Source organism: Pseudomonas sp. GL_139_B, from assembly GCF_057834475.1.
Map to the genome: position 1 here is coordinate 6,249,118 of NZ_CM174403.1, position 20,701 is coordinate 6,269,818.

The window sequence follows — 20,701 nt, forward strand, 5'->3', positions numbered from 1 at the left end:
TTTCTTAAAGCGACGAGTATTTCTTGCGCAGACGCTGACGAATCAGTTCTGCGAGGGTGTTCATGACGAAGGTGAACAACAACAGCACCAACGCTGAGAGGAACAGCACGCGGTAGTGGCTGCCGCCGACTTCCGATTCGGGCATTTCCACCGCGACGTTAGCCGCCAGTGTGCGCAAGCCTTCGAACAGGTTCATTTCCATGACCGGGGTGTTACCGGTGGCCATCAACACGATCATGGTTTCACCGACCGCACGGCCCATGCCGATCATCAGCGCCGAGAAAATACCCGGGCTGGCGGTGAGGATCACCACCCGCGTCATGGTCTGCCACGGCGTAGCACCAAGGGCCAGGGAACCCAGGGTCAAACCGCGAGGCACGCTGAACACGGCGTCTTCGGCAATGGAGTAGATGTTCGGGATGACCGCAAAGCCCATGGCCAAACCAACCACCAGTGCGTTGCGCTGGTCGTAGGTGATGCCCAGGTCGTGGGAGATCCACATGCGCATGTCGCCGCCGAAGAACCAGGTTTCCATGTACGGGCTCATATACAGCGAGAGCCAGCCCACAAACAGAATCACCGGGATCAGGATCGCGCTTTCCCAGCCGTCCGGCACTTTCAGGCGGATCGACTCAGGCAGGCGGCTGAAGGTGAAACCGGCGACCAGGATGCCTATCGGCAGGAGCATCAACAGGCTGAAGATGCCCGGCAAATGCCCTTCCACATACGGCGCAAGGAACAGACCGGCGAAGAAACCGAGGATCACCGTCGGCATTGCTTCCATCAGCTCGATCACCGGCTTGACCTTGCGGCGCAAGCTCGGAGCCATGAAGTAGGCGGTGTAGATCGCAGCAGCGACGGCCAGCGGTGCAGCCAACAGCATGGCGTAGAACGCGGCCTTCAAGGTGCCGAAGGTCAGCGGAGACAAGCTCATCTTCGGTTCGAAGTCGGTGTTGGCGGCGGTCGATTGCCAGACGTATTTAGGCTCGTCGTAGTTCTCGTACCAAACCTTGCTCCACAACGCGCTCCACGATACTTCCGGGTGCGGGTTGTCCAGCAGCAGCGGCTGAAGCTTGCCGCCCGCTTCGACGATGATGCGGTTGGCGCGAGGCGACATGCCGAAAATGCCTTGGCCTTCGACAACCTGTTCCACCAGCAAGGTGCGGTGAGCGGTACTGTGGAACACACCGAGCTTGCCGGAGGCGTCGAGGGCGACGAAGCCTTTGCGACGTTCTTCGGCGCTGATTTCAACAATCGGCGTGGTGCCCATCTGGAAGGTACGAATCTGCTTCAGACGCTGCTCGCCATCGGGGTCGCGCGCCATGAACCACTGGGCCAGACCACCTTTGGAGTCGCCAAGGATCAGCGAGATGCCACCCACCAGTTGAGTACTGGCAGTGATTTGCGCTTCGCCGTCTTCAAGCAGTTTGTAGCGACCGTTGAGGCTCTTGTCGCGCAGGCTGAACACATCGGCCTGGGCACGACCGTTAATCACGTACAGCCACTGCTGACGCGGGTCGACAAAGATGTTCTTCACCGGCTCGGTCATCTGCGGCAGATCGATACGCTTCTGCTCGTTGGTGACTTCACCGGTCATCATGTTTTCTTCGCTGGTCAGCGACAAAACATTGAGTTGCGAACCGGTGGAGCCGACCAGCATCAGCGTCGTATCGTTGGCGTTGAGGCTGACATGCTCCAGCGCACCGCCCGCCTCGTTCAACACGATCGGGGTTTCGCCATACGGATACTCGATGGCCGGCGAGATGGTTTTCTTGCCGTCCGGGTAGCTGACTTTATACGTGTGACGGAACACCAGGGCTTGACCGTTGGACAAGCCGACCGCCACCAATGGATGACCCGGTTGGTCTTCGCCGATGGAGGTCACGTGAGTGCCGGCCGGAACAGGCAGATCGACGCGCTTGAGTTCAGCGCCACTGTCGATATCAAAGAACAGTGCCTGGCCCTTGTCGGAAACCCGCATGGCGACCTGGTTCTGTTCTTCGAGGGAGATCATCAACGGCTTGCCGGCGTCTTGCATCCAGGCAGGCGTGATGGCGTCCTTGGAGGTTAGGCTGGCACCTTGGAACAGGGGCGCAACGACGTAAGCAAGGAAGAAGAAAATCAGCGTGATCGCGCCAAGGACAGCGAGGCCGCCAATAAGGACGTACCAACGGGTCAGGCGATCTTTGAGCGCGCGAATGCGGCGCTTGCGTTGCAGCTCAGGCGTATTGAAATCAATTCGCTTGGGGGGATTCGTAGTCATGGTGGAATTGGCCAGATCATTCATGCGCACACCCTAGCGATCCTGTATGACAGAAAGATGACAATGCAGTGACGCAACAAATCCGCCGCCAGCGGGGACTGGCGGCAGACCGGTAATTTGGGGATGTAGGAGCCGGCTTGCCGGCGATGCAGTCGACTCTGATTCAACTGTTGCACCGCTGTGATGCCTTCGCCGGCAAGCCGGCTCCTACAGGTCCGGGTTTACCCCGGACCTAGGGTGTTACTTTTTTGCGACTTCAGGGCCGCCTTCCGCCAGGCCCAGGTCAGCCAGTGCTTTGGCAGCAACTTTGGCCGGCAGTGGGATGTAACCGTCTTTCACTACAACTTCCTGGCCTTGTTTAGACAGAACCAGTTTCACGAACTCGGCTTCCAGCGGGGCCAGAGGCTTGTTCGGGGCTTTGTTGACGTAAACGTAGAGGAAACGCGACAGCGGGTATTTGCCGTTCAGGGCGTTTTCTTCAGTGTCTTCGATGAAGTCAGTGCTGCCTTTCTTGGCCAGAGCCACAGTCTTCACGCTAGCGGTTTTGTAGCCGATGCCCGAGTAACCGATGCCGTTCAGCGAGGAGCTGATCGACTGCACGACCGAAGCCGAACCCGGTTGTTCGTTGACGTTTGGCTTGTAGTCGCCTTTGCACAGGGCTTCTTCTTTGAAGTAGCCGTAGGTGCCGGATACCGAGTTACGGCCGAACAGTTGAACCGGCTTGTTGGCCAGGTCGCCAGTCACGCCCAGGTCACCCCAGGTTTTCACGTCGGTTTTAGCGCCGCACAGACGAGTGGACGAGAAAATCGCGTCGACTTGTTCCATGGTCAGGTGCTGAATCGGGTTGTCTTTGTGCACGAACACAGCCAGGGCGTCTACTGCAACCGGGATAGCGGTTGGCTTGTAGCCGTACTTCTGCTCGAAGGCAGCCAGTTCGGTGTCCTTCATCTTGCGGCTCATCGGGCCCAGGTTAGAGGTGCCTTCAGTCAGCGCAGGTGGCGCAGTGGCGGAGCCAGCGGCCTGAATCTGAATGTTTACGTTCGGGTATTCTTTTTTGTAGTTCTCAGCCCACAGGGTCATGAGGTTGGCCAGAGTATCGGAGCCGACGCTGGACAGGTTGCCCGACACACCAGTGGTCTTGGTGTAGCTCGGGATAGCAGGGTCAACAGCGGCGAACGCGTTGGCAGTCGCAACGCCAGCAGCGACAAAAGTCATTGCCGCCATCAAACGCTTCAGTTTCATGCCTTACTCCTAGCAGATAGGGTGTGTTAAGTCGGGGCCAAGTATCAGCAGGCCGTGTGAACACTCTATGGCTGAAATATGACAATTGGATGAAAGGCCAGCATTCGGGTGTCGGATACATCCAGCCTTGCAGCGTAGGTTGACAAATCACAACTTGAAGATAGCCTTGTCAACCACGAGAGGAACCCATGATTAACGACCGAATCCGCCGCGCTCGCCTACTGCGGGGCATGTCTCTAGAGGCTTTAGCGCTCAAGCTTGGCGATATCACCAAGCAAGGCCTCAGCAAATACGAGAAAGGGGCAAGCACTCCAAACTCCGCACGCCTGTTACAAATGGCAAAAGTATTGGAGGTCAGTCCTGAGTACTTTTTCCGGGCGGAGGCTGTGCCGCTTGCACCGTTAGAGTTTCGCAAACTGGCGAAAATGCCGAAATACCGCCAGGTTCAAGTTGAAGAACAGATTCGAGAGCATCTCGAGCGCTACATCGCTCTGGAGAATTGCTTCGACCCGGCGGACATTCAGACTCCGGCCACCCCAGCGCAAATGCTGCCGGTTTCCTCTATCGAAGAAGCTGAACGCGCGGCCGAGCAACTGCGTGAATTCTGGAAGATCGGCAGTGATCCCATCTCCAATCTTACCGAGCAACTGGAAGAGCACAGCATAAAGGTAGCGATGCTCATGGGTCCGGATGACTTTGATGGGGCCTGCGCCGCTACTGGTGACGGTCGTCATGTCTTGATCGCACTGAACTCGGAACGCCCGGGCGAACGCATACGCTTCACCGCTGCCCATGAGCTTGGTCATTGGATCATGCAGTTACCCGAAGAGATGCCCGAAAGAGAAAAGGAAAACTGCTGCCATCGTTTCGCGGGTGCCTTCCTCTATCCGGCCAAAGGTGTCACCAGTGACTTTGGCAATCACCCTCGTTCCAGGATTCACCCCCGGGAATTACTTATCGCTAAGCGCCAATACGGGATTTCGATGCACGCAGCGCTGCGGCGCCTCAAGGATTTAAATCTTCTCAGCGATGGAGGTTACAAATCCCTCACCATTCAATTTAGCTCGAACGGCTGGCGCAAGGCCGAGCCCGAGCCCATGCCGTGCAAACCGCCACAACGTTTTGAGTCGTTGGTGTTTTGGGGATTGGCCGAAGGATTGATCACCAAATCCCGTGCAGCTGAACTTCTACGCAAACCAGTGAGCGCTTTAGATCCCAATTTCCTGGGCTCACTGGAGAGTGCATGAGTCTGATCTACATCAGCGATACGAATATATGGATCGATTTCAGGAATGCAGGAATGCAGGACTGCTGGACTGCTGGACTGCTGGAACAGATGTTCAGACTGCCGTTCACGCTTTGCTGTACAGATTTCGTACTGCACGAACTCGAAGATTTCCCGCATGACGAATTGCTTGCCCACGGGTTAATTGTCGAATCATTCGATGGTCCGGAAGTGGCACGGCTGTTCAGTCTCAAAGTCGAACATAACAACAGTTCTCTGGCAGACGTGTCCTGCTATCTACTTGCTCAACAAACAGGTCGACCGTTATTAACGGGGGACGGCAAACTTAGACGGCAGGCACAAAAAGATGGGCTACAGGTACACGGCGCACTCTGGTTGCTGGACCTGATGGTTGACCATCAGGTTGTTGGATTGCTGCAGGCTGCGGATGCTTTAGAGGACATGCTCATGCGCGGAGCACGATTACCGTCAGGTGAGTGTGAGGCAAGGCTTTCGCGCTGGCGAAAGCCTTGATGGAGATGGTTAGCGCCCCTTCTTCCAGAGATAACCACCCACCACAATCCCGACCCCACAAATGATCGCCACATAGTAGGCAGGCCCCATCGGGCTCTCCTTCAGCAGCAGCGTCACCACCATCGGCGTCAAACCACCGAAAATCGCATAGGCCAGGTTGTAGGAGAACGACAGCCCGCTAAAGCGCACCACCGCTGGAAAGGCTTTGACCATGACATACGGCACCGCGCCGATAGTGCCCACCAGCAAACCGGTCAAGGCGTACATCGGAAACAGCCACTCCGGATGATTGAACAGGCTGTGATAGAACGTCCAGGAACTCAGCAGCAACGCGGCACTGCCAAACACAAACACCCGCCCCGCACCAAAACGGTCGGCCAGAGCGCCCGACGCCACGCACCCAAGGCTCAGGAACACAATCGCCACGCTGTTGGCCTGCAACGCTGTGGTCGGCGCGAAATGGTAAACGGTCTGCAACACGGTCGGGGTCATCAGGATGACCACGATGATGCCGGCGGACAGCAGCCAGGTCAGCAGCATGGAAATCAGGATCGCGCCGCGATGGTCACGCAGTACGGCGCGCAGCGGCACTTCTTCGGCCAGGGCTTTGCGCAGTTGCAGCTCGGCGAACACCGGGGTTTCGTGCAGCCAGCGGCGCAGGTAGACCGAGAACAGGCCAAACACGCCGCCCAGCAGGAAGGGGATCCGCCAGGCGTAATCGGACACTTCCACCGGGGTATAGATGCTGTTAATCGCCGTGGCCACCAATGAGCCCAGCAGAATGCCTGCCGTCAAACCACTGGTCAGGGTGCCGCAAGCGTAGCCGATATGCCGTTGCGGGACGTGTTCGGAAACGAAGACCCACGCACCCGGCACTTCACCTCCAATCGCCGCGCCCTGAATCACCCGCATCAGCAGCAACAGAATCGGTGCCCACATGCCGATCTGCGCGTAAGTCGGCAGCAAACCCATGATCAGGGTCGGCACCGCCATCATGAAAATGCTCAGGGTGAACATCTTCTTGCGCCCCAACAGGTCACCGAAGTGCGCCATGACGATGCCGCCCAACGGCCGCGCCAGGTAGCCGGCGGCAAAAATGCCGAAGGTCTGCATGAGGCGCAGCCACTCGGGCATATCCGCCGGGAAGAACAGTTTGCCGACCACCGTGGCAAAGAACACAAAGATGATGAAGTCGTAGAACTCCAGCGCACCGCCCAGGGCAGACAGCGATAAAGTCTTGTAGTCGTTTCGGGTCAACGGACGTGCGGGTTGGGTCGGTTGCGCGATGCTCGAGGGCGCTGTGGTCATGGCAAGGGCTTCTCTTATAGTCGAATCTGCAACCTCAACAACGCTGGCGGAGGCTTGGGCAGGTCCGGCACGATAGCAAATTGTTCGAAAAAGCACATAGAGGTGCGTTTTTGACGGTCAAAATGAGAACCGGACGGTCGTCTCGGAGTCTACCGACCGATATACTGGCGATCTTGCAACACTTTGAAAGGATTGCTGTGCGAAGACGCTGCTGGCTCTACCAGTCGATTTCGCAGAGTTTTCCTTTAGGCGCCTTACGAGAAACGTGACGAACGTAGTATGTTCGGGCTGAATCGTTTTTCTTGAAAGCGGCTATTCACCTGAAGTACCAATGAAGAGTCACGGGTCAGAGGCACCCCCGGCATGATAGAGCTCGAACAAGAAGATCCAATCCCGCAAGGCGACCTGGCCCTGCAAATCACCGCGCTCCCTCGCGAAACCAACGGCTTTGGCGATATTTTCGGCGGCTGGCTGGTGGCGCAGATGGATTTGGCTGGCACCGCCATGGCCAGCAAAGTCGCTGGCGGGCGTGTTGCCACCGTTGCGATCGACCGTATGGCGTTCCTGGTTCCAGTCGCGGTAGGCGCACAGCTCTCGTTTTATACCCAGGCCCTGGAAATCGGCCGTAGCTCGATCAAGATGATGGTTGAGGTCTGGAGCGACGATCCGCTGTCCAGCGAGTGGCGTAAAGTGACTGAAGCCGTATTTGTGTTCGTTGCCATCGACGGCAGCGGTCGCACCCGTTCGGTTCCGCCGCGCGCACGTTAAACGCAGCGGTCGTTTTACGGTCCATTGCAGTCATTGTTCCCGATCGAGAGTTGTCCCATGAACACGCCCAACGTTGAAGCCGTGAAACTGGATGAACTGAACTGCTGGCGCATCCGCCACGGTCAGGCCGAATTGCTGGTCGCCCAGCAAGGCGCGCACATTCTCAGTTATCAATTGGCCGGCCAACCGCCGCTGATCTGGCTCAACGACGAGGCGGTATTCAAGGCCGGCAAGAGCATCCGCGCTGGCATTCCGGTGTGCTGGCCGTGGTTCGGCAACCTGGCACGCAACCCGAAGAGCGTTCAGGCGATGCGTGTCAGCGACGAAGCGCCAAGTGCCCACGGCTTTGTCCGAGCAATGGATTGGGAGCTGGGCAGCATCGAAGCCGAGGGCGAAAGCCTGAAGGTGGAGTTCATCCTGCCCTACCCCGTAGGTGGTTTTCCAGGCTGGCCGCATCAGGTGGATTTGAAGCTGAGCATTCGCCTGGATGATCAACTGCATATCAGCCTGACCAGCCATAACCAGGGCACTGACACCGTCACCCTCAGCCAGGCGCTGCACAGTTATTTCGCGGTCAGCGATGTGCGCAATGTGCACGTTGAAGGGCTGGATGGCTTGAGCTACATCGAGACGCTGGATGACTGGAAAACCGTCACTCAGACCGGTGATCTGCAGTTTACCGGCGAGACCGATCGCATCTACCTCAATACTCCGACGACGCTGAGTATCGTCGACCCGGCGTGGGAGCGGTGCATTGAGCTGACCAGCAGTGGATCGCGCACGGCGGTGATCTGGAACCCGTGGATCGAGCGTGCGGCGGCGTTCAGCGATATGGCTGACGGTGGTTGGCAGCGGATGTTGTGCATCGAGACGGCGAATGTGATGGGTGATGTGGTGACACTGGCGCCGGGTGCGAGCCATACCTTGGCCGTGAGCATCGCCAGCAAATCCCTCTAACACTGCAGAACCACTGTGGGAGCGAGCCTGCTCGCGATGAGGCCATAACATCCAACATCAATGTTGGCTGTTACACCGCTATCGCGAGCAGGCTCGCTCCCACATTTTGATCACCTACAGATCTGATTCCTGCACCACCCGCACTTTCGCGGCATCCAGCGCATACGCCGCATCGGCCAGGTCGTTATTGACCGTCTCGATCTTCAACGTGCCAGTCACCCACAGCGGCGTGTAGATATCATCCAGCTTCAACCCCTTGGGATAGCGCACCAGCACCAACTGATTGGGCGGCGGTGGCGGCACGTGGATGCACGCGCCGGGATACGGCACAAGGAAGAACAGCGTACTACGGCCCTTGGCGTCGGACTCCAGCGGCACCGGGTAACCACCGATGCGGATGTTCTTGTCGTTCATCGACGGCACGGTTTTGGTCGAGTACATCACCGCCGGCAAGCCCTTGCTCTGCTTCATGCCACCCTTTGCGGTAAAGGTGCCATCGCCTTCGGGTGTGTTGTGGTCGATTTCGGGCATGGCTTCGAGGGCTTTTTGGTCCGACTTGGGCATCAGTTCGAGCCAGTCGGTTTCCGGCAGTTCGCCGGCATGGGCCAAACCACTGCCCAGTAAAAGGAGAGTCAACAGAAGACGGCGCATTGAGGTGCTCGGAAAAGGAAGGGCGATAAATCGCCGAGCATTCTAGCCCTCTCTGCGCGAGACGCAGAGGGGACTTTGTCGCTTTGGATCAGTTCTTTTTGATCAAGCCGTAGATCACCAGCAATACAACGGCGCCGACCAGTGCACCGATGAAACCTGCGCCTTGGCCGGCCTGGTAAATACCCAGAGCCTGGCCGCCATAAGTGGCTGCCAGCGAACCGCCGATACCGAGCAGGATGGTCATGATCCAGCCCATGCTGTCATCGCCCGGTTTCAGGAACCGAGCCAGCAGGCCGACGATCAAGCCGATAAAGATGGTTCCGATAATTCCCATGGCATTTCCCTCTGAATGATTTGGCGTGTCCTGTCTCACCAATAATGTTTCTCTTTTGACGAGTGGCTGTTGTTGCCAGGCAAGGCGCCGCGACGAGTCATACCTGGCTATGGCGAGGAGCGGCAACGCAGCATGGCGACAACAGACGCCGTCAAAAAGGAACAGTATTGGTGAGACAGGACACCTAGCCCAAAGCCTAGTCAGACTTTGGCATCCTGCCATGAGAGAACGGCGGCCCCTGAATGGTTCCGCCGCTGCCACATGAAACTATTTATTCGGCGATGAGCGCTTCGACCTTGAGGATCTGTGCCGCCAGCGTCTCGCGGTCCACACAGCGCAGGTTGGCGTGACCGACCTTGCGACCGGTCTTGAACGCCTTGCCGTAGTGGTGCAGATGGCAATCGGCAATCGCGATCACCTTCTCAACCGGCGGTACAACGCCGATGAAGTTGAGCATCGCGCTTTCGCCGACCTTGGCCGTCGACCCCAGCGGCAGACCGGCAACGGCCCGCAGGTGGTTTTCGAATTGGCTGCACTCGGCGCCTTCGGTGGTCCAGTGCCCGGAGTTGTGCACGCGCGGGGCGATTTCGTTGGCTTTGAGGCCACCGTCGACTTCAAAGAATTCGAACGCCATCACGCCGACATAATCCAGCTGCTTGAGCACGCGGCTGGAATAGTCTTCAGCCAACGCTTGCAACGGGTGGTCGGTGCTGGCCACGGACAGCTTGAGGATGCCGCTGTCGTGGGTGTTGTGAACCAGCGGGTAGAAGCGGGTTTCACCATCGCGGGCACGCACGGCGATCAACGACACTTCACCGGTGAACGGCACGAAGCCTTCCAGAAGGCAGGCAACGCTGCCAAGTTCCGCGAACGTGCCGACAACGTCTTCAGGTTTGCGCAGGACTTTCTGGCCCTTGCCGTCGTAACCCAAGGTGCGGGTTTTCAGCACGGCCGGCAGACCGATGGAGGCCACTGCGGCGTCCAGGTGGGCTTGCGACTGAATGTCGGCAAACGCCGGGGTCGGAATCCCCAGGTCCTTGAACATGCTTTTCTCGAACCAGCGATCACGAGCGATGCGCAGGGCTTCGGCGCTCGGGTAAACCGGCACGAATTGCGAGAGGAACGCCACGGTTTCAGCCGGGACGCTTTCGAATTCGAAGGTCACCAGATCGACTTCATCGGCGAGCTGACGCAGGTGATCCTGATCGCCGTAATCGGCACGCAGGTGTTCGCCCAACGCGGCTGCGCAAGCATCCGGCGCGGGGTCCAGAAAAGCGAAACTCATACCCAGCGGGGTGCCCGCCAGCGCCAACATGCGACCCAACTGGCCGCCACCGATTACACCGATCTTCATCGTCAACAACCTCAGGCGATGCGTGGGTCTGGATTGTCCAGGACGCTGTCTGTCTGCTCAGCACGGAAAGTTTTCAGCACTTCGTGGAACTGCGGGTGCTTGGCGCCAAGGATACTCGCCGACAGCAGCGCAGCGTTGATCGCGCCAGCTTTGCCGATGGCCAGGGTCGCAACCGGGATGCCTGCAGGCATTTGCACGATGGACAGCAGCGAATCGACGCCCGAAAGCATCGCCGACTGCACCGGCACGCCCAGCACCGGCAGGTGGGTCTTGGCCGCACACATGCCTGGCAAGTGGGCTGCGCCACCGGCACCGGCGATAATCACCTCAATGCCACGGGCCTCAGCCTCTTCGGCGTACTGGAACAGCAGGTCCGGGGTGCGGTGGGCAGAGACCACTTTCACCTCGTAAGGGATGCCGAGCTTTTCCAGCATATCGGCGGTGTGGCTAAGGGTGGACCAATCGGACTTGGAGCCCATGATCACGCCAACCAGTGCACTCATCGTCGTGCCTCTTCTCTCTGGGCGCCCGCAGGCGCGTCAAAAAACAACAAGCCACGCAGGATGCGTGGCTTGATTGTACGAATTATGGCCGGGCGAACCGGCCGAAGGCCGCGCAGTATACCGTAATGACGCAGATAAACAGCCCCCGTTGCGACCATCTGTCATACGGCGCAGAGTCCCGGTTTTATTGACTTGCGAGTCAGCCAAATGCACCACAATTCCCTTGTGGGAGCGAGCCTGCTCGCGATGGCGGTGTCACTGTCAACAATGATGCTGGATGTCAGGGCCTCATCGCGAGCAGGCTCGCTCCCACAGGGTTCATCATAAGGCTCATGAATTCTGCGCGGCACCGCCTTCAAGCTTGCGCCACAGTAGGCGCACGTTGGCCTTGCGCACCAGCGCACAGCGATACAGGCGGATCTCCAGCGGCACATGCCATTGCGGGCCGCCGCAAACCACCAGCTCACCACGAGCCAACTCGGCACGCACGCTCAGTTGTGGCACCCAGGCAATGCCCAATCCTTCCAGCGCCATGCTTTTCAGGCTATCGGCCATGGCGGTTTCGTAAATGGTGGTAAAGCGCAGCGCACGCTGGCGCAGCAGCATGTTCACTGAACGCCCGAGAAACGCGCCGGCGCTGTAGGCGAGCAAAGGCACGCTGGCTTCGCCTTCCAGATCAAATAGCGGCTTACCTTCGGCATCAGCGGCGCAAACTGGCAGCATCTCGGTGTGGCCAAGATGCAGAGACGGAAAAATTTCCGGGTCCATCTGCAACGCAGCATCGGGATCGTAAAACGCCAACATCAAATCGCAACCGCCCTCGCGCAAGGCATGCACCGCGTCACCGACGTTGGTTGCCACCAAACGCGTCGCGATATTCAGGCCTTCATTGCGCAACTGCGCGATCCAGCGCGGAAAGAAACCCAGCGCCAAAGAGTGAGCGGCGGCGACTTGCATCACTTCGCCCTGCCCGCCTTCCAGGTGATGAAGATGGCGTAACACTTCACCCAGCTGTTCGACCACGGTCCGCGCCGTCACCAGAAACAATTGCCCCGCCGCCGTCAGCTCGACGGGCGTGCGCGAGCGATTGACCAGTTGCAGCCCCAGCGCGGCTTCAAGGCTGCGGATCCGCCGGCTGAAGGCCGGCTGCGTCACGAAGCGTCGTTCCGCAGCCTGGGAGAAGCTGCGGGTGGCGGCCAGGGCGCTGAAGTCCTCAAGCCATTTACTTTCCAGATTCATCACGTCCTCCCGGACACGCACCAATTTAGGTCACACGCTCGCCGCGCACGCGGCGTCACACGGGCATTATGCCGAATGTGCATAGGCCAGTGTTTAACAGCATTGGCCGAAAATCATCCAAAAGCCTAGCATTTGCAGTGTTCCGGCACAGACCGGGTCCATATCGAGATGATTTCTATCATGTCCTCCGCTGCATCTTTCCGCACAGAAAAAGACCTGCTTGGCGTACTCGAAGTACCGGCTCAAGCGTATTACGGCATCCAGACCCTGCGAGCGGTGAATAACTTCCGCCTCTCGGGCGTTCCGATTTCGCATTACCCAAAGCTGGTTGTCGGCCTGGCGATGGTCAAACAGGCCGCCGCTGACGCCAACCGCGAACTGGGTCACCTGAGCGAAGCCAAGCACGCTGCCATCAGCGAAGCCTGTGCCCGTCTGATCCGCGGCGATTTCCACGAAGAATTCGTGGTGGACATGATTCAAGGCGGCGCTGGCACTTCAACCAACATGAATGCCAACGAAGTCATCGCCAACATTGCGCTGGAGGCCATGGGTCACCAGAAAGGCGAATACCAATACCTGCACCCGAACAACGACGTGAACATGGCGCAGTCGACCAACGACGCCTACCCGACCGCGATCCGCCTGGGTCTGCTGTTGGGTCACGACGCACTGCTGGCCAGCCTCGACAGCCTGATCCAGTCGTTTGCTGCCAAAGGTGAAGAGTTCAGCCACGTCCTGAAAATGGGTCGTACCCAACTGCAAGACGCCGTTCCGATGACCCTGGGCCAGGAATTCCGTGCATTTGCCACGACCCTGGGCGAAGACCTGGCGCGTCTGAAAACATTGGCACCTGAACTGCTGACCGAAGTGAACCTGGGCGGTACTGCGATCGGTACCGGCATTAACGCCGACCCGCGTTACCAGCACCTGGCCGTTCAGCGCCTGGCACTGATCAGCGGCCAACCGCTGGTCCCGGCTGCCGACCTGATCGAAGCCACGTCCGACATGGGCGCCTTCGTATTGTTCTCCGGCATGCTCAAGCGTACCGCGGTCAAACTGTCGAAGATCTGCAACGACCTGCGTCTGCTGTCCAGCGGCCCACGCACCGGCATCAACGAAATCAACCTGCCGGCGCGTCAGCCAGGCAGCTCGATCATGCCAGGCAAGGTCAACCCGGTTATCCCGGAAGCCGTCAACCAAGTGGCATTCCAGATCATCGGCAACGACCTGGCCCTGACCATCGCGGCCGAAGGTGGCCAACTGCAACTGAACGTGATGGAGCCACTGATCGCCTTCAAGATCTTCGACTCTATCCGTCTGCTGCAACGCGCCATGGACATGCTGCGCGAGCACTGCATCACCGGCATCACGGCCAACGAAGAACGTTGCCGCGAACTGGTCGAGCACTCGATCGGCCTGGTGACCGCACTGAACCCGTACATCGGCTATGAAAACGCCACCCGCATCGCCCGTATCGCCCTCGAAAGCGGCCGTGGCGTGCTGGAACTGGTGCGCGAAGAAGGCCTGCTCGACGACGCCATGCTCGCCGACATCCTGCGCCCGGAAAACATGATTGCTCCGCGTCTGGTGCCTCTGAAGGCTTAACCGAACGCAGGCTCTTGCTCTTTTAACGAAGAGCACCGAGAGCCACAACGCTCACCAGGTCGAGGGACTAGACACCTCTCACCTTTTGAGGGCTTGGGGATTTAATCCCCAGGCCCTTTTTTTTGATTTTTTTTCGGATGCGTCACTTCTGTAGGAGCACGACTTGCCGGCGATGGCGCCCTCACTATCGCCATCGCCGGCAAGCCGTGCTCCTACAGTAAAGCCACCTCGTTTTACCACTTGCACCAAAATCGGGCAGACGGACGGCACACTCATGGGTATAGTGCCGCCCCTCTTCGCATGAGCGGTCGTCGGTAACGAGGCCCAAACCCATGCGAAACCCGAACTAATAACAAACCTGCAATAAGGGACCGGGACGAACACGCGCCTCACCTCTTGTGCCACGCGCACAGCGGTTAACGCGATGTTTCTGCCTGCCCAACATTTGTCTACACAAAAAACAGCGAGGAATAATCCATGCTCGAAGTCATTAACGACTTCCTCTCAGGGAAAGTACTGATCGTGCTCATTGTCGGGCTCGGTAGCTACTTCACGATCCGCTCGCGTTTCGTTCAATTGCGTCACTTCTTCCACATGTTCTCGGTATTCGGCGACAGCCTCAAAAGCAGCGCCGGGCAACTCAGTTCGTTCCAGGCCCTGATGCTCAGTCTTGCCGGTCGTGTCGGTGCAGGCAACATCGCGGGTGTCGGTATTGCCGTGACCCTGGGCGGTCCTGGCGCGGTGTTCTGGATGTGGGTGACCGCGCTGGTCGGCATGTCCAGCAGCTTCTTCGAATGCTCCCTCGGCCAGCTCTACAAGCGCTGCGATTCCGACGGCACCTACCGCGGCGGCCCGTCCTACTATATTCAGCATGGCCTGCAGAAACGCTGGTTGGGCATGATCATGGCGTTCCTGTTGCTGGTGACCTTCGGGTTCGCCTTCAACGGCCTGCAATCCCACGCCGTGACTCACTCGCTGAACAACGCCTTCGGCCTCGACACCACTTACACCGGCATCGCGCTGGCGGTATTGCTGGGCCTGGTGTTTATCGGCGGGATCAAGCGCATCGCCAAGGTCGCCGACCTGTTGGTGCCGGTGAAAACCCTGGTGTACATCGGCGTGACCATCTACGTGATCGTGCTGCAATTCGATCACGTACCCGGCATGCTGATGACCATCGTCAAAAGCGCTTTCGGTCTCGACCAGGCGTTTGGCGGTCTGATCGGCAGCGCGATTGTCATGGGCGTGAAGCGTGGCGTGTTCGCCAACGAAGCGGGCCTGGGCAGTGCGCCTAACGTAGCCGCCGTGGCCTCAGTCGAGCACCCGGTTGCTCAGGGTGTAGTTCAAGCGTTCAGCGTGTTCCTCGACACCTTCGTGATCTGCACCTGCACCGCGTTGTTGATCCTGCTCTCGGGCTTCTACACCCCGGGCTTCGAAGGCGACGGCATTGCCCTGACCCAGAACTCCCTGGCCGCCGTGGTCGGTGACTGGGGCCGGATGTTCATTTCCGTGGCCCTGTCGTTGTTCGTGTTCACCTCGATTCTCTACAACTACTACCTGGGCGAGAGCAACCTGCGTTTCCTGATCGGTGAAAACCGCAAGGCGCTGATCGGTTACCGCGCACTGGTGTTGGTGTTGATCTTCTGGGGGGCCATCGAAAACCTGAGCACCGTGTTCGCCTTCGCCGACATCACCATGACCATGCTGGCGTTTGTGAACCTGATCGCGCTGTTCCTGCTGTTCAAGGTCGGCATGCGCATCCTGCGTGACTACGATGACCAGCGTGCGGCCGGGATCAAGACCCCGGTGTTCGATTCGAGCCAATTCGCCGACCTGGACCTTGATCTGAAAGCCTGGCCGGCCAACCCGCCAGCGCCAGCCCCGACAGCAACAACCGAGTCGCAAGGCGTACCCGCAGCGCAACGCTGATCGGTTAAAGTGCGTTATCCCATGTGGGAGCGAGCCTGCTCGCGAATGCGGACTGACATTCAATATTGATGTCGACTGACACACCGCTTTCGCGAGCAGGCTCGCTCCCACAGGAACTCATTGTTCTCGGAGAACTTCCATGAATGCCTCGACCTACCCTGCCGCCCAGCACGTCATGGTGCTTTACACCGGTGGCACCATCGGTATGCAAGCCAGCGCTCACGGCCTGGCCCCGGCGTCCGGTTTCGAAGCGCGGATGCGTGAATACCTGCACAGCCAGCCTGAGTTGGTGGTGCCGCAGTGGCGCTTTCGCGAGATGTCGCCACTGATCGACAGCGCCAACATGACCCCGGCGTACTGGCAGCAACTGCGCGAAGCCGTGGTTGATGCGGTTGATGTGCAGGGCTGCGACAGCGTGCTGATCCTGCACGGCACCGACACCCTGGCCTACAGCGCGGCGGCCATGAGTTTTCAGTTACTCGGCCTGCATGCCCGCGTGTGTTTCACCGGATCCATGCTGCCAGCGGGCGTGACCGATAGCGATGCCTGGGAAAACCTCAGTGGCGCGTTGGTTGCCCTCGGCCATGGCCTGGCACCAGGCGTCCATTTGTACTTCCACAGCGAACTGCTGGACCCGACTCGTTGCGCGAAAGTGCGCAGTTTCGGTCGTCATCCGTTCAAGCGGCTGGCGCGTCAGGGTGCAGGAGTGAAGGCTTCTTCGATTCCGACGCAACTGAACTACAACCAGAACAAGACACTGGCGAAGGTCGCGATACTGCCGTTGTTCCCTGGTATCGGCGCCGAGATTCTGGATGGTCTGCTCGCCAGCGGCATTCAGGGGCTGGTGCTGGAGTGTTACGGCAGCGGCACCGGGCCGAGCGACAACCCCGAGTTTCTCGCCAGCCTGGAACGGGCGCGGGACAAGGGCGTGGCGGTGGTCGCGGTGACGCAGTGCCATGAAGGTGGCGTTGAGCTGGACGTGTACGAGGCCGGCAGCCGTTTGCGTGGCGTTGGCGTGCTGTCGGGTGGCGGCATGACCCGTGAGGCCGCGTTCGGCAAGTTGCATGCGCTGTTGGGTGCCGGACTCAACACCGCCGAAGTTCGGCAGCTTGTAGAACTCGACCTCTGCGGCGAACTGAGCTGACACCACACAACCCATTGTAGGAGTGAGCCTGCTCGCGATAGCGGTCGTCCATCCAACATGGGTGCTGACTGACACACCGCCATCGCGAGCAGGACTCAGGTTCGTCGCGCGGCATATAACTTGCTGCGTTACAGTCATCCCAAGGCTGGAAGCCACCCATGCTCCACTCCCACCTCACCACCCTCAATGCCGTCTCCCTAGTGCTCAACACCTTCAAGGATCAAGGTCTGTCCAGCGAGGACTTGCTCGCCGGAAGCGGCATCAGCGCGGCGGATTTGAACCGGGCGGACACGCGCATCACCACCAATCAGGAGATGCAGGTCTGCGCCAACGCGGTCGCCCTCAAGCGTGATATCGGTCTGGAACTCGGCCGGCGAATGCACGTTTCGTCCTACGGCATGCTCGGTTATGCCCTGCTCACCAGTGCCACTTTCGGTGACGCTTTGCGTTTGGCGATTCGCTATCCGGCGTTGTTGGGAACACTTTTCGAGCTGAGCCTGGAAGACGACGGCGAGCGTGTCTGGTTCGTGGCGGCGGATTACCGGGAAAGCCCGGCGATGGCAGTGTTCAATGCCGAGTTCTGTCTGGTGTCGTTGAAAGTGATCTGCGACGACCTGCTCAGTCACCCACTGCCGCTGTTGGCCGCGCGCTTCGAACACTCGGCGCCGGATTACCAGGCGACCTACGCCGACCACTTCGATTGCTCGCTGAACTTCGAAGCACGGAACAACGCGTTTGCTTTCGACCGCTGCAGGCTCAACCAGCCCTTGCCGCTCGCCGACGTCATCACCCATCAGGCCATGGCCGAACGCTGCCGCAAACAGAACACCGAGTTCACCGGTCGCCAGGCCTGGCTGGGGCGGATTCGGCAGTTGCTCAGCACGCAATTGAATGCAGCGCCGGGACTTGAAGGGTTGGCTGAGCAGATGAATTGCTCGGCGCGTACGTTGCGTCGACACCTCAAGGATTCGGGTTGCAGCTATCAGGAATTGCTCGATGAGCTGCGCTTCGAGCAGGCCAAGCAAATGCTCTGTGAAGACAAACTGCCGATCTACCAGATCGCCGAGACGCTGGGCTTCAGCGAGACGGCGAGCTTCCGTCATGCGTTTGTGCGCTGGAGTGGTGTGGCGCCGAGTCAGTTCCGGCCACACCGATAAACCCTGTGGGAGCGGGCTTGCCCGCGAAGAGGTCAGTACATCCAACACATCTCCATTGGTTGGAACACCGCTCTCACAGGAAGGGGGGGGGGCGAATTTCGGTCAAACCTTTTGGCCATATCAATCCCCTTTTGGCCTTTCCTGCCGTTCTCTCAAACCCCGCCTGCCGCAAGACTGTGTTCAACCGAACCAGCCTGCGGAGAACAAGAAAATGCTGACGATCTACTCGGACGATCACCACCTGCACCACGGCCGATGCGAATTGATAGACGGGCAACTCAAGCCCTGCTTCGAAATGCCGTCGCGCGCCGACCATGTGTTGCAACGCGTGCAAAACCAAAATCTCGGCCCGGTCGAAGCACCGCAGGATTTCGGCCTTGACCCGATCGCACGCATCCACAGCCGCGACTACCTCGACTTCTTCAAGGGCGCTTGGGCACGCTGGACCGAATTCGATACTGACGGCGACTTGCTGCCCTACACTTGGCCGACCCGAACCCTGCGCTCCATTAAACCCACCAGCCTGCACGGCCAGCTCGGCTACTACAGCTTTGACGCCGGCGCACCGATCACCGCCGGTACGTGGCAAGCGGCATACAGCGCGGCGCAAGTGGCGCTGACCGCCCAAGCGCAGATCCAGCGCGGCGCGCGCAGTGCCTTCGCCCTGTGTCGTCCACCGGGACACCACGCCGCCAGCGATTTGATGGGCGGTTATTGCTACCTCAACAACGCCGCCATCGCCGCTCAGGCCTTCCTCGATCAGGGCCATAAAAAGATCGCGATCCTCGACGTCGACTACCACCACGGCAATGGCACCCAATCGATTTTCTATGAGCGCAGCGACGTAATGTTCACCTCGATCCACGGCCACCCGGAAGCCGAATTCCCGTTCTTCCTCGGCTATGAAGACGAGCTGGGTGAAGGCCCGGGCGAAGGGTTCAACTTCAACTACCCGTTGCCCGCAGGTAGCGGCTGGGAAACGTGGAGTGCTGCCCTGGATCAGGCTTGCCAAGAGATCGAAAAATACGGCGCCGACATTGTCGTCGTCTCCCTTGGCGTCGATACATTCAAGGACGACCCCATCTCCCAATTCAAACTCGACAGCCCCGATTACCTGGCCATGGGCGAGCGCATCGCGCGTCTCGGCAAGCCGACGCTGTTCGTGATGGAAGGCGGTTACGCGGTAGAAGAAATCGGCATCAATGCCGTGAACGTACTCGAAGGTTTTGAAAGCGCCCAATGAGGAATTAGAACAATGAACAGACTCAAGCGTTTTATCATTCCCACCCTGTGCGCCACGGTGCTCAGTGGTGCGGTTCATGCTGAAGAACGAACGTTGCGCGTCTACAACTGGTTCGACTACATCACCCCCAAAGCGCTGGAAGACTTCAAGGCTCAGAACCCCCAGACCAAACTGGTCTACGACATTTTCGACACTAACGAAGCGCTGGAGGCCAAACTCCTGACCGGCAACTCCGGTTACGACGCGGTGGTGCCGTCCAACGTGTTCCTTGCCAAGCAGATCGAAGCCGGCGTGTTCCAGCCGCTGGACCGCAGCAAACTGCCGAACTGGAACCACCTCGATCCGAAGCTGATGAAGCTGATCGAAGCCAACGACCCGGGCAACAAATTTGCCGTACCGTATATGTACGGCACCATCCTGATCGGCTTCAACCCGGACAAGGTCAAAGCCGCGTTGGGGGAGAACGCGCCGGTGGACAGCTGGGATCTGATCTTCAAGGAAGAAAACATCAGCAAGCTCAAGCAGTGCGGCGTCGCCCTGCTCGACTCGCCATCGGAGATCCTGCCGCTGGCCCTGCAACACCTCGGCCTGGACCCCAACAGCAAGAAGCCGGCGGACTATGACAAGGCTGAAGCCCTGTTGATGAAGATCCGCCCGTACATCACCTACTTCCACTCTTCGAAGTACATGGCCGATATCGCCAACGGTGACATCTGCGTCGCGGTCGGTTATTCCGGCAGTTTCTCCCAGGCCGCCAACCGCGCCAAGGAAGCCAAGAATGGTGTGATCGTCGACATGCGCCTGCCCAAAGAAGGCGCTCCGATCTGGTTCGACATGCTCGCGATTCCCAAAGGCGCGAAGAACCCGGAAGACGCCTACACCTTCATCAACTACTTGCTGCAACCTCAAGTGATTGCACCGGTCAGCGACTTCGTCGGTTACCCGAACCCGAACAAGGACGCCACGGAAATGGTCGACCCGGCGATCCGCAACAACCCGAACCTGTACCCGACCGAAACTGCGATGAGTACGCTTTACACCCTGCAACCACTGCCGCGCGATGCCGAACGTGCGCGGACCCGGGCCTGGACCAAGATCAAGTCAGGCACCTGACACATTGTTGAAAATGGAAGACCCGCCCCAGAGCGGGTCTTTTTTTGCCCGCGATAACTATCTACCACCTCTCACCTTCGACAGCCCTCTACCTTGCCCCGATACAGCGCGGCCCAGTGGTCCGCGTCCTCA

At 59.0% G+C, this 20,701-nt stretch carries 18 protein-coding genes; 10 read left to right on the top strand and 8 right to left on the bottom strand.

The window, feature by feature from the left end; translation table 11 throughout:
- Window positions 1-4: 4 nt before the first annotated feature.
- A complete protein-coding gene (locus AC3ISI_RS28700) occupies window positions 5-2,287 on the bottom strand; it encodes an ABC transporter permease subunit (protein WP_489334817.1) in 2,283 nt (760 codons plus the stop codon).
- A gap of 216 nt (window positions 2,288-2,503) precedes the next feature.
- Complete coding sequence (locus AC3ISI_RS28705; protein ID WP_489334818.1) at window positions 2,504-3,505, bottom strand: phosphate ABC transporter substrate-binding protein PstS; 1,002 nt, start codon at window positions 3,503-3,505, stop codon at window positions 2,504-2,506.
- A gap of 188 nt (window positions 3,506-3,693) precedes the next feature.
- Here AC3ISI_RS28705 and AC3ISI_RS28710 point away from each other — a divergent pair, with 188 nt between their 5' ends.
- Window positions 3,694-4,752, top strand: a complete 1,059-nt coding sequence (locus tag AC3ISI_RS28710) for a helix-turn-helix domain-containing protein (RefSeq protein WP_489334819.1) — start codon at window positions 3,694-3,696, stop codon at window positions 4,750-4,752.
- Entirely contained in the window at window positions 4,749-5,264 is a 516-nt protein-coding gene (locus AC3ISI_RS28715) for a PIN domain-containing protein (protein WP_489334820.1), read from the top strand. Before AC3ISI_RS28710 ends, AC3ISI_RS28715 begins: the two co-directional genes overlap by 4 nt.
- Before the next feature lie 9 nt (window positions 5,265-5,273).
- On the opposite strand, the gene AC3ISI_RS28720 is transcribed toward AC3ISI_RS28715, so the two are convergent.
- The gene (locus AC3ISI_RS28720; RefSeq protein ID WP_489334821.1) at window positions 5,274-6,572 is read right to left on the bottom strand and encodes an MFS transporter; all 1,299 of its coding nucleotides are present in this window, start codon (window positions 6,570-6,572) and stop codon (window positions 5,274-5,276) included.
- Window positions 6,573-6,935: 363 nt separating this feature from the next.
- Here AC3ISI_RS28720 and AC3ISI_RS28725 point away from each other — a divergent pair, with 363 nt between their 5' ends.
- Both AC3ISI_RS28725 and AC3ISI_RS28730 read left to right on the top strand, forming a co-directional pair.
- Entirely contained in the window at window positions 6,936-7,340 is a 405-nt protein-coding gene (locus AC3ISI_RS28725) for an acyl-CoA thioesterase (protein ID WP_007942704.1), read from the top strand.
- Between the two features lie 57 nt (window positions 7,341-7,397).
- Complete coding sequence (locus AC3ISI_RS28730; RefSeq protein ID WP_489334822.1) at window positions 7,398-8,297, top strand: D-hexose-6-phosphate mutarotase; 900 nt, start codon at window positions 7,398-7,400, stop codon at window positions 8,295-8,297.
- A gap of 114 nt (window positions 8,298-8,411) precedes the next feature.
- Here the strand turns inward: AC3ISI_RS28730 and AC3ISI_RS28735 are convergent, their stop codons facing one another.
- The 5 genes from AC3ISI_RS28735 to AC3ISI_RS28755 form a co-directional block, all read right to left on the bottom strand.
- On the bottom strand, window positions 8,412-8,948 hold the full coding sequence (locus AC3ISI_RS28735; RefSeq protein ID WP_489334823.1) for a DUF3299 domain-containing protein: 537 nt from the start codon (window positions 8,946-8,948) through the stop codon (window positions 8,412-8,414).
- 88 nt (window positions 8,949-9,036) lie between these two features.
- A complete protein-coding gene (locus tag AC3ISI_RS28740; RefSeq protein WP_008030708.1) occupies window positions 9,037-9,282 on the bottom strand; it encodes a GlsB/YeaQ/YmgE family stress response membrane protein in 246 nt (81 codons plus the stop codon).
- A gap of 271 nt (window positions 9,283-9,553) precedes the next feature.
- On the bottom strand, window positions 9,554-10,636 hold the full coding sequence (locus AC3ISI_RS28745; RefSeq protein ID WP_489334824.1) for a 5-(carboxyamino)imidazole ribonucleotide synthase: 1,083 nt from the start codon (window positions 10,634-10,636) through the stop codon (window positions 9,554-9,556).
- An 11-nt stretch (window positions 10,637-10,647) separates the two neighbouring features.
- Window positions 10,648-11,139 carry a 5-(carboxyamino)imidazole ribonucleotide mutase gene (gene purE / locus AC3ISI_RS28750; RefSeq protein WP_008030713.1) on the bottom strand — a complete coding sequence of 164 codons (492 nt, stop codon included), beginning with the start codon at window positions 11,137-11,139 and terminating at the stop codon, window positions 10,648-10,650.
- A 330-nt stretch (window positions 11,140-11,469) separates the two neighbouring features.
- Window positions 11,470-12,378 carry a LysR substrate-binding domain-containing protein gene (locus tag AC3ISI_RS28755; RefSeq protein WP_489334825.1) on the bottom strand — a complete coding sequence of 303 codons (909 nt, stop codon included), beginning with the start codon at window positions 12,376-12,378 and terminating at the stop codon, window positions 11,470-11,472.
- A 180-nt stretch (window positions 12,379-12,558) separates the two neighbouring features.
- Here AC3ISI_RS28755 and aspA point away from each other — a divergent pair, with 180 nt between their 5' ends.
- The 6 genes from aspA (at window position 12,559) to AC3ISI_RS28785 (ending at window position 20,569) form a co-directional block, all read left to right on the top strand.
- On the top strand, window positions 12,559-13,983 hold the full coding sequence (aspA, locus tag AC3ISI_RS28760; protein WP_027926288.1) for an aspartate ammonia-lyase: 1,425 nt from the start codon (window positions 12,559-12,561) through the stop codon (window positions 13,981-13,983).
- 477 nt (window positions 13,984-14,460) lie between these two features.
- Window positions 14,461-15,912, top strand: a complete 1,452-nt coding sequence (locus AC3ISI_RS28765; RefSeq protein ID WP_489334826.1) for an alanine/glycine:cation symporter family protein — start codon at window positions 14,461-14,463, stop codon at window positions 15,910-15,912.
- A gap of 139 nt (window positions 15,913-16,051) precedes the next feature.
- Window positions 16,052-17,056 (top strand): asparaginase, encoded by a 1,005-nt coding sequence (locus AC3ISI_RS28770; RefSeq protein WP_489334827.1) that lies wholly within the window; start codon window positions 16,052-16,054, stop codon window positions 17,054-17,056.
- Between the two features lie 158 nt (window positions 17,057-17,214).
- Window positions 17,215-18,213: an AraC family transcriptional regulator gene (locus AC3ISI_RS28775; protein ID WP_489334828.1), complete on the top strand. Its 999-nt coding sequence runs from the start codon at window positions 17,215-17,217 to the stop codon at window positions 18,211-18,213.
- Between the two features lie 211 nt (window positions 18,214-18,424).
- The gene (locus AC3ISI_RS28780) at window positions 18,425-19,456 is read left to right on the top strand and encodes a histone deacetylase family protein (RefSeq protein WP_489334829.1); all 1,032 of its coding nucleotides are present in this window, start codon (window positions 18,425-18,427) and stop codon (window positions 19,454-19,456) included.
- Between the two features lie 12 nt (window positions 19,457-19,468).
- The gene (locus tag AC3ISI_RS28785; protein ID WP_489334830.1) at window positions 19,469-20,569 is read left to right on the top strand and encodes a polyamine ABC transporter substrate-binding protein; all 1,101 of its coding nucleotides are present in this window, start codon (window positions 19,469-19,471) and stop codon (window positions 20,567-20,569) included.
- Window positions 20,570-20,701 lie beyond the last annotated feature (132 nt).

Coding starts and splice junctions, on each gene's coding strand:
- AC3ISI_RS28745 (WP_489334824.1), bottom strand. CDS start 10,636: ATGAAGATCGGTGTAATCGGTGGCGGCCAGTTGGGTCGCATGTTGGCG.
- AC3ISI_RS28735 (WP_489334823.1), bottom strand. CDS start 8,948: ATGCGCCGTCTTCTGTTGACTCTCCTTTTACTGGGCAGTGGTTTGGCC.
- purE (WP_008030713.1), bottom strand. CDS start 11,139: ATGAGTGCACTGGTTGGCGTGATCATGGGCTCCAAGTCCGATTGGTCC.
- AC3ISI_RS28740 (WP_008030708.1), bottom strand. CDS start 9,282: ATGGGAATTATCGGAACCATCTTTATCGGCTTGATCGTCGGCCTGCTG.
- aspA (WP_027926288.1), top strand. CDS start 12,559: ATGTCCTCCGCTGCATCTTTCCGCACAGAAAAAGACCTGCTTGGCGTA.
- AC3ISI_RS28770 (WP_489334827.1), top strand. CDS start 16,052: ATGAATGCCTCGACCTACCCTGCCGCCCAGCACGTCATGGTGCTTTAC.
- AC3ISI_RS28720 (WP_489334821.1), bottom strand. CDS start 6,572: ATGACCACAGCGCCCTCGAGCATCGCGCAACCGACCCAACCCGCACGT.
- AC3ISI_RS28755 (WP_489334825.1), bottom strand. CDS start 12,378: ATGAATCTGGAAAGTAAATGGCTTGAGGACTTCAGCGCCCTGGCCGCC.
- AC3ISI_RS28705 (WP_489334818.1), bottom strand. CDS start 3,505: ATGAAACTGAAGCGTTTGATGGCGGCAATGACTTTTGTCGCTGCTGGC.
- AC3ISI_RS28780 (WP_489334829.1), top strand. CDS start 18,425: ATGCTGACGATCTACTCGGACGATCACCACCTGCACCACGGCCGATGC.
- AC3ISI_RS28715 (WP_489334820.1), top strand. CDS start 4,749: ATGAGTCTGATCTACATCAGCGATACGAATATATGGATCGATTTCAGG.
- AC3ISI_RS28730 (WP_489334822.1), top strand. CDS start 7,398: ATGAACACGCCCAACGTTGAAGCCGTGAAACTGGATGAACTGAACTGC.
- AC3ISI_RS28700 (WP_489334817.1), bottom strand. CDS start 2,287: ATGAATGATCTGGCCAATTCCACCATGACTACGAATCCCCCCAAGCGA.
- AC3ISI_RS28775 (WP_489334828.1), top strand. CDS start 17,215: ATGCTCCACTCCCACCTCACCACCCTCAATGCCGTCTCCCTAGTGCTC.
- AC3ISI_RS28765 (WP_489334826.1), top strand. CDS start 14,461: ATGCTCGAAGTCATTAACGACTTCCTCTCAGGGAAAGTACTGATCGTG.
- AC3ISI_RS28710 (WP_489334819.1), top strand. CDS start 3,694: ATGATTAACGACCGAATCCGCCGCGCTCGCCTACTGCGGGGCATGTCT.
- AC3ISI_RS28785 (WP_489334830.1), top strand. CDS start 19,469: ATGAACAGACTCAAGCGTTTTATCATTCCCACCCTGTGCGCCACGGTG.
- AC3ISI_RS28725 (WP_007942704.1), top strand. CDS start 6,936: ATGATAGAGCTCGAACAAGAAGATCCAATCCCGCAAGGCGACCTGGCC.